Genomic DNA, 8,635 nt, shown 5'->3' with positions numbered 1-8,635 from the left:
CACCGCAGAGCCCATCCACCCGCTGGGAAGGCTCCCTCCCCCATCGAGGGGATGCAGGGCGGGGTTGAAATAGGCCGAGCCACCAGCCGCCACGTTGAAGGTTTTGGTCCCGGCGGTCGATCCGTCAGGATTATAGAACGTAACCACAATATTCGCCGGAGATCCGCCGATGTTTTGGATGTTGAAATCCACTGTGAAACTCCCCGGCGGGGCCCCCTGAGCCTGTCCGATAACCCCCAGGATCGCCCCCCATGTCACCAAAAGACGCAAGAGCTTCCGACGCATCGGGCACCTCCGTCTCAGAGTTTCACAGCCTATAGTTTATACGCCACCCCTCCTCCGCACAATACCACTTTAGAAGTAACCCGCGATAGCCTCGGGATTCCTTCCTCTCATCGTTACATGAGACAATTTTAAAAACCAGAACAAGATCATTTTTGTAGATTTCTTTTAAAAATCCTCCCCAATAATTAAGATCCTCAAAAAGCGCCTGAGGGGTGTTGACATGTCCCCGACGCTGACCGATGTAGAGATAGCACCAGCCTTCCCGGGCAAGGTCGGCCAGGGCCTGGGGATCCCGAGCGGCCAGCCGTCGGATCGCCTCCCGAAGTCGGACGGGCAGGTTCGGATCGCGCGGGCGTTCGATGGCATAAGGCAGCGGGGGGATGAAGGCGGCCCGGCGGGCCAGCAGGGGAAGCCACCAACCGCCATCGCTCCCCACGGCATCCTGGCCTTCATAGGCCAGGAACCCGTTGATCAAAAAGCGGGCCTCTGGCGGGGTGTGCGCTCGGATCCACGCCATCGCCCGGCGATCCGGGCGGGTGACCAGGGCGTAGACCCCTGGCTGGATGTCTCGCTGCCGATCCACCCCACCCCATATCCCAGCGATCCCAACCAGGATCGCCAGCAGATAGCCCCACCCATGTCGCTCTCGTCCCCCCAAACCCGCCGCCATACCGACCATGAGGGCCGCCGGGATGTACAGCGCGATCCAGAAGGCGAAACCGCTGACCACCATAGCCCCCGGCAAACGGAGCGCCGAAGGATGCGCGGTCAGGAAGGCCACCCCCCACCAGGCAGCCACGAGGGCGACTTCCTGAGGCCGCCGCATCCCTCCGATGGCCACGGCCAGCCCCAGGAGGATCCAGCCCCATTCCGGAAGGTAACGTTGGAGATCTCCCCAGCCCGGCAGATCCCCTCCCCCCGTATCCCCTCCCGCCATCTGGCGCTGGAGAAAAGCCGGCAGTCCCCCCTCTCCCAAGCGCAGCAACCAAGGGGCCAACAGCGCGGCCGCCACCAGGGCGACCGCGGCCGCCCGAAGGATCGCCCGCACCCGGGCGGAAGGCGGAAGGGCCCAACCCCGAACGAGCCCCCATCCGATCAGAGAGGCTCCAAAGAAAACCAGGACCCGATAATGGGTCAACGCCAGGCCGGCCACCGTTAAGGCCGTCACCAGGCCCGCCCGCCGGGAGATCCGCGGGGCTTCCAACCATTCCCACATCAGCCACACCACCACCGGAAGGATGACCTGCCCCGCCAACTGCGGGTATCGGCCCCAGTTGACATAGAACATGGGCATCGGCCACAAAAGGGCGGGCAGGAGCACCGTCACAACACCCGCCCAAGGGGAGCCGCCGGCCAGCCGGACCGCTAGAGGATACAACGTCCAGGCCGACCATCCGTTCAGAACCTGGCCGCCGAGGAGAACCACCTTCTCCACGGACCATCCCGTGGCCCAGGCGAGGACGGCCATCGTGCTGTGAAAGCCGAAATGATAGGTGAAACTTTCGATCGGGGCATACGGGGCCCAGCTCCGAAAAAGCCCCCCATGGTCTAAGAACAACTGGGTGATCACGGTGTGTTGGAACCCATCGCCCCACATGGGGGCTTCCAGGTTCCGCACGGCCCACAGCCGGACCCCCCACCCCAGCCCCAGCGTCCCGATCAGGGCCAAGTCCGCCCCGGAGGGTTGGAAACCGCGGCCTGTTCTCCACCTCCGCCATCCCTCCCAAAGAAGCCGAAGAAAACCGACGGCGCCGATCCCTCCAACCCCCCATGGCCCCCACCGCAGTCCCAAAAGGTCCGACCAAAGGAAAAGAACAGGATAAAGGGCCAGCCCCACGCCGGCCGCCAAGGCCGCCCGCCCCAGTCCCCCGCCCTGCGCGTGGCGAGGGATCCCGCCCAGATCCAGCAGCCACAAGCCCGGTCCCACATAAAGGCAAGCGCTCAGGCCGAGAAGGAACAATCCCTTCAACGCCCCCCGTGCGACATCGGTTAGGATCCACAGCGGATCGTAGATCAACCGAAAGGTGGCCTGGGCTTCCTTAGGATCCCCGTCTACATAGAGGGCGCCATCGAGGTAAGCCTCCGGCGGTCCCGTGCCGATCCGCAGGCGTCCGCTCCCCTGGAAGCGGAGGAGCGCCAGATAGTCCTGGTCATGGGACCCTGGGATCGGCTCAAAAAGAAAACGATAAAAGCCCGCAGGACTCCCCTTCGGCAGGCGGAGCCGGGCGCTCCGGAACACAGATCCCGCAGGAGCCCCCGAATCCGAAGCCGGGACCAATTGGACCTCGAGCTCCCCTTGCGCGCCGGGCTCCGGATCCAGCCAGAACGCGATCCCCGCCAGGCCGGCACGGCGCGCCACGAAGGTCTGCCCGATGGCGTGCCCTGGCTCCAAAACGAAGCGCCCCGCCGGGTGGACCGGCTGATCTGCGTCAGCCCAGCGGCAGCCCCCCAGCGCCCCCAGAAGCAGCCCGAAGACCCAGACCCGTCCGGGCCTCACCCCAGACCTCCCTGGGAATCCCGCCGGGCCGCCCACCCGAGGAGCCCCATCGTCAACCCCACGGACGCTCCGAAGAGAACGCCATAGGTCGCCGGCGATCCCCATGGCCCCGGCTTGCCGCGGGCCAGGCGCTGGCCGAGGAGGAGAAGCCGCTCCAGAGGCGAGAGGGCATAGCGGGCCTCAAAGGAGAGGGTGCGCGCGCGACGGACCGCCTCCCCCTCAAAGCCCCGCAGATCGATCTCCCCGGCTTCCCCCCCGACCTCCGCTCCCCACAGCACCACGCCCCGCCCCGCCCCCGCCTCCGGAGCCTCCAGGCAGAAGCGCCAACGCCGCCCCGCCGAACCGGCGATGGGCGGGAAGCGGAAAGACAGCTCGGCCGTCCCTTCGATCGCCGCCCCCTCCACCGTCACCGTTCGCACCGGCTCCGCCACCCCCTCCGCCCACAGCCGGAACACCAGCGGGCCCTCCGGGCGACGGCCGCCCGAGCCCCCCCGAACCCGGATCTCGGCCAACGCCGGATACAGCGCCCGAAAGGTCTGACAGGCCGCCCGACCCCGCACCAATTCCCCGATGGGGAAAGTCGCCGTCGCCTCCGGCAGGCGGGGGCCTATCCCCGACACCGTTTCCTCTGCAGCCCCCAGGGTCACGCCCACCAAAAGCAGACCGACCGCCATGGGCCACAGCGCACTGCTCCTCCGGGCGACCCCCCAGGACCCTCCACCCATCTGCGCCTCCCGATCCCTTTCCCCTCGCCCCTCACGGGCACGGACGCGGCGCCACATAGAACGGCCAATCGGGGAAAATGTCCAACCGCACCTGGCCGTTTCGCTGGCCGTCCCGGTCCCCATTCGGATCCCCATCGCGGACCGGATCGAACACCTCCCCGAGGGTGTTCACCACGCGCAGACAAGCCCAAGGGAAGTCCACCGACGTGGCCGAATCGCGGGCCCAGAGCACGATCTTCTCCCCCCCGCCCGGCATACGGAAGCGATAACCCTCCACCCCCTCGGGCCCCCAAGGACGCGGGTCCCGGGCGCCCCGCAGCTCCCGGGCCACCGTCGTATAGGCCGCATAGGCCAGCTTGGAACGACTCAGATCCCGACCACAGAACAACCCGCGTTCCTCCGTGCCCGGCCCATGGTCGAAAACCGCATGCCAGGCCATCAACCGGATGTCGCTGGCCATGCCGCGCACGAACATCTGGGCCAGCACCGCAGCCTGCCGCGCCTCGCTGCTCCCCGCATCGGGGCTGCTCCAGTAGCCCATCTCCGGCACCCAGAGCGGCAGGCCTGCAGCCCCGTTCCGATCGGCGATCGCCCGGATCTCCGCCGCTTTCTCCCGAAGGGTCGGCCACCGCAGGCCGGAGATGGGATAATAGTGGAAAGCGATGGCGTCCAGGAACCGGCCGACCCGGCCCCGGTTGTTCAGCGCCTGCAGCGTCCGGGTGAGAAAATCCCGCACGAAGGGCCCCCCTTCCTCCTTGAACCAATCGTAGGCCAAGCCGCCATTGGCGATGCGGGCCCGGGGATCGCGCTCCCGGATCACTGGGGCCACCTGCGCGAGCATCTCGGCGTAGCGCTCCGGCTGCTCCCCCCAATGGCCTTTCCACGGATATCGGACCGGATCCCCCGCGTCGGGTTCCGCGTAGAAGGTCCAGGCATCCACCCGCGGCGATCCAGGCGCATCGTCCACCCCGTCCCCGTTGTAGCGCTCGACGGCAGCGGCGATGAAATTCACCAGATCCTGGGTATCGGTCACGGGGCCGTCGGGATAAGGAGCCGCCCATGGAGGGTTGTCGTGGAAGAGCACGAGGACCCGCATGCCCGCGGCGTGGGCGTTCTGGACCTTGGGGTCAAAGGCCGCCCAGTTCCACACCCCTCGCTCCGGCTGGATGGCCCTCCAGCTCATCACGGTCACCACCCAATGGGCCCCCGCCGCCTGCATCTTCGAGAGCCCCGCGCCCTCATCGACGCTGCCATACATCGTGATGCCGAAGGGAGGAACATATGTGGGATCGTAGTCCCGCAGGGCCAGGGGTAGGAAGAGGACGCTTCCCCCCTGCGCCCGGGAGCCCCCACAGGCTCCAGGACCCGTGGGACGGCCCCGGCGATCAGGAGCCGCACGCCCCGCAGGCCCACCGCACCCCACCGCCACCGTCGTTGCGCCCGCTCCATGGTTAGCCCCCATAGTAGTAAAGAAGGGCCCAGCCCCAGGCCACAGCGTCCAGGAGGGCCCAGATCCCAATGAAACCGGCCACCCGCGCGCCTTCTCCCCAGCCCTGCGGTGCCCACCGTCCCCATCCTCCGGCCAGCAAGGCCGCCCCGGGGATCGCCGCCGGGAAGAGATAGCGGCCCTGGGCGTAATAGGGGCCCTCGGGCGTCCCCACCACGAAGGCCAGCCATCCGGCCAGGACCGCCATCCCAAAGGCCGCCATCATCCCCACCGACCAGCCAGGCGCCGACCAGGCTCGGGATCGCGGGAAAAGCCATCCTCTGATCGCCAGCAGCCCCAGAAGAAGGACCATCCCACCCCATCCTTCCGGGGCCCCTACGTCTATCCAACCGAAACGGGCCCAAAGGCTCTCCCAGGTCCAACGGAGGGTCTGATTCAAAAGCATGCCTGCTTCCATCCCCTTCCCGGGCTCCCACGCCTGGAGGCGATCCCATGCCCAGCGGCCCACCGGGGTCCCCGCGGCCAGCGCCCCCAGGGCCAGCATCATCAGCGTCGGGACCGCCAGATAGGCCCAGCGGTGGCGCCATGACGCGGCCCCGCGCAGCCCCCAATATCCCCCATAAGCGAGGGCCGCCAACGCGTCCCAGCCGATCAAGAAAGCGGCCGTGTTCTTCGCCCACAGGCCCAACATGGTCCCCCCCAGGACCGCCGCCACCCCCTCCGGGCGGAGGCCCCGGGCGAACAAACGGGCCCAGCCCCAGAAGGCCACCGCCGCGGCCAGCTCCGCCAACGGCCCCTCGTTGACGGTCGCATTGATGAAAGTGTGCTGGGGCCACAGAACCAGAAGGGCGGTGGCGGCCACCGCCCATCCCTGCGGCAGGCCCAGCTCGCCATAGATCCGCCAGGCCAGGCCGATCAAAAGGACGTTGAGAACCACCGAGGAAAGGCGGGCCAGATACAACTGGGTCACCAGGTCTTCATGGCGGGCCGGGAGAAGGAAGAGCGCCTGCCAGACATAGGCGAGGGAGAAACGGCCCGGCATGGTGTGGGAGAGGGCAAGAAAGTCCTCCACCCGCTCCGGCATCACCGCCGGCAGCAGCCGGCCGGTCAACCCCTTGAGGGTCCACTCCCCGAACCGCCATACATATAATGAGGCCACCAGTTCCCGCTCGAAGGCCGGCAGCGGGGCCGGGGCGCCCGACCAACGCCCCAACTGGGCGATGTGCCATGCGAACTCGAAATGGCTGATCTCGTCCGGCGCCTGCCATGGAGGGACAAGGGCCGCATATCCCAGGCCCCGGACGAGGGCCAGGCCCATCAAGAGCATCGGCCACCGTCCCCCGCGCATCTATCGGACCACCACGAGGGGAAGTTGGGGAGGGGCCGCAGGAAGTGGCCCCTGGAGGGCCCGCAGCGCCACCTCATCGAAGGCCACCTCGCCACCCCCCCACAGCCGCAGCAGGGGCCGGACGGCGCCGTCGGTGGCTTCGTTGCGGGCGATGAGGAGGGCTTTCCGCCAGGCTCCCCGCGTGTCCGGCAGCCAACGCTCGCCGGCGAACAGGACCTCCGGCCGCTCGGAGACCCACACCCCCACCCGCGCGCCGGGCGCCAGGCGCGCCCGATACATGAACGAGAGCACGTAGAGCCCGGGAGACAAGGGGATCGGCTGGGCCAGCCAGAAGCCTGCCCGGGCTTCCTTCCGACCCGCCTCCGGAGCTGCCCAGAGACCATCGACCCGGGCGGCCCGGGTGCCGGCGAAGGGCTCCAGGGTCTCCGCGCCCCCCAAGAAGAGGGCAGGGCTCCAAGGCGGCCGATTCGACATGTCCGACCAAACCCATCCGGCAGGGGCCTCTCTCTCCCATGCCTCGAAGCCTCCATTGGGCACCCGGTTCTCTCCCAACACCACCGCCGCCGCCGGGACGCCCAACACCTCGGCGACGATGGCCCGATCCTCCATCCGCACCCCCCAGGCCGGACGGTCCGCCGCCGCCTCCGCACAAGCTGGGATTGCGATTCCCCGCGCCCTCAAAGCAGCGCAGGCGGCCGCCCAGCGCGCCCAACCGCGGAGGTCCTCCGGGACGGCCTGAAGATACCGCCAGTAGAACGCTGCCGCCGCGGCCGTGCCCTCGGCCGTCCCGGCCGCCTCGGCCACCGCCCCCAGACGGCGAAGGGCCACCGCCAGATCCGGGTGGAGTTCCAAGGCCGTCCGATAAAGGGCCTCCGCCCGCCCCAGATCCCCCCGGCGATGGGCCAGCTCGGCCAGGTAAAAGGTCCAGGGCCGCAGCTCCGGGCGGCGGGCGGCTACCTCCTGCAGAAGACGCTCCAGCATCAGTCCCTCCAGCCCTCCGGAGGATCGCGCGAGTTGGACGGCCACCACCCGCTCCAAGGTGCCAGGATCCCACAGCCCTTCCTCTACCAACCGGGCCATGGCCCGCCCTTGGGCCCGTGGGAGCCGGAAATCGAGATCCACGGGGACAGCCACTGCCTCCGGCCCAAACCGCCGGAGCCGGGCCGTTATCTCCGCTGCCCCGTCGGCGTCCCCCAGGTGACGATAGAAGTCGAGGAGACCGAGGGCCGCGGCCAGGTTTCCCGGATCCAAGGCCAAGGCCCGCTGCCAAAGGCGGGCGGCTTGATCGAGATGCCCCTGGGCGACCTGGGCCTCCGCCGCTTTCAGGAGGTTGACGGCCAGAGGCACCCGTCGGCTCCCCACATGCCCTCGCTCGTATTCCCGGATGGCTGCCTCCACATCCCCGATCATGTCGTAGAGATCCCCACGCTCCAGGGCCACCATCGGATCATCGGGGAAGTCCGCCGCCGCCCGGTCCAGGACCTCCAGGGCCTCCCGGGGTCGGTTCTGGGCCGCATAGGCCTGCGCCAGCAGCCGCCGGGCGGCCAGATGGCGCGGATCCCACGCCAAGGCGGCCTGGAGATGAGCGATCGCCGCCTGCAGGCGGTCGGCGTCCACCCCATGGGCAGGGGCCAACCGATCCGGGAACACCGGCCGCACGGCCCCCGCCAGGGCTTGGGCGCCTTGCGCCGTGTGGAAGACCGCCATGGCGTAAGGGCCCAAAGCCCCCCCCAGCCCCCCGATCAGGAGGATGCAGAGGGCCCATCTCCCTCGGCTTCCCATCGGTCCCCTCTCTCCTCCCAATGGCGCGTCTCGGCCACCAGCCGGGCCAAGCCCTCCGCCAGGCTCACCCGAGCCCGCCACCCCCGCTCCGCCGCCCGCCGGGGATCCAACACCATGTGGCGGATGTCCCCCGGCCGGGACGGTCCGTGACACGGCGCGACCGTCGCCCCCCAAAGGGAGCGCAGGCGTTCCCACAAGGCCCGAACAGAGACCGCCTGACCGGTCCCGATGTTGTAGATCCCCTCCATCCCCCCGTCCATCGCCCAAAGATGGGCCGCCGCCACATCCGTCACGAAGACGAAATCCCGGGTTTGCCCACCGTCCCCATGGATCACGGGAGGTCGTCCGGCCCGGAGAGCGGCCACGAACTGGGCCACCACCCCCGCCTCCCCGATCGCCGGCTGCCGGGGGCCGTAGACATTGGCGTAGCGGAGGATCACCCATGACAACCGGTGGTGGCGACCGAACCACTGGACATAGCCCTCCATGGCCGCCTTGCTCAGCCCGTAGGGGGACTGCGGGCGCAGGGGATGGTCCTCCGGCACCGGCAG

General features: G+C 68.8%; 7 protein-coding genes. All 7 read right to left on the bottom strand.

From position 1 onward, the window contains the following. Positions 1-285, bottom strand: a 285-nt coding sequence (locus C4313_RS10330; protein ID WP_352429781.1) for a hypothetical protein, incomplete at its 3' end; no start/stop codon positions are given. A gap of 22 nt (positions 286-307) precedes the next feature. Continuing rightward, positions 308-2,782 (bottom strand): DUF6541 family protein, encoded by a 2,475-nt coding sequence (locus C4313_RS10325; protein ID WP_352429780.1) that lies wholly within the window; start codon positions 2,780-2,782, stop codon positions 308-310. Further along, positions 2,779-3,507: a hypothetical protein gene (locus tag C4313_RS10320; RefSeq protein WP_352429779.1), complete on the bottom strand. Its 729-nt coding sequence runs from the start codon at positions 3,505-3,507 to the stop codon at positions 2,779-2,781. Before C4313_RS10320 ends, C4313_RS10325 begins: the two co-directional genes overlap by 4 nt. A 31-nt stretch (positions 3,508-3,538) precedes the next feature. Beyond that, entirely contained in the window at positions 3,539-4,726 is a 1,188-nt protein-coding gene (locus C4313_RS10315; protein ID WP_352429778.1) for a beta-galactosidase, read from the bottom strand. Between the two features lie 232 nt (positions 4,727-4,958). Continuing rightward, positions 4,959-6,302, bottom strand: a complete 1,344-nt coding sequence (locus tag C4313_RS10310) for a hypothetical protein (RefSeq protein WP_352429777.1) — start codon at positions 6,300-6,302, stop codon at positions 4,959-4,961. Beyond that, positions 6,303-8,084 carry a tetratricopeptide repeat protein gene (locus C4313_RS10305; protein WP_352429776.1) on the bottom strand — a complete coding sequence of 594 codons (1,782 nt, stop codon included), beginning with the start codon at positions 8,082-8,084 and terminating at the stop codon, positions 6,303-6,305. Then, on the bottom strand, positions 8,045-8,635 hold a 591-nt coding region (locus C4313_RS10300; protein WP_352429775.1), incomplete at its 5' end, for an NAD-dependent epimerase/dehydratase family protein. The genes C4313_RS10300 and C4313_RS10305, both read right to left, overlap by 40 nt.

It is taken from the genome of Thermoflexus sp. (assembly GCF_040289485.1).
In the GTDB taxonomy this organism is placed as follows: Bacteria; Chloroflexota; Anaerolineae; order Thermoflexales; family Thermoflexaceae; genus Thermoflexus.
This window is presented reverse-complemented; position numbering and strand designations above follow the sequence as displayed.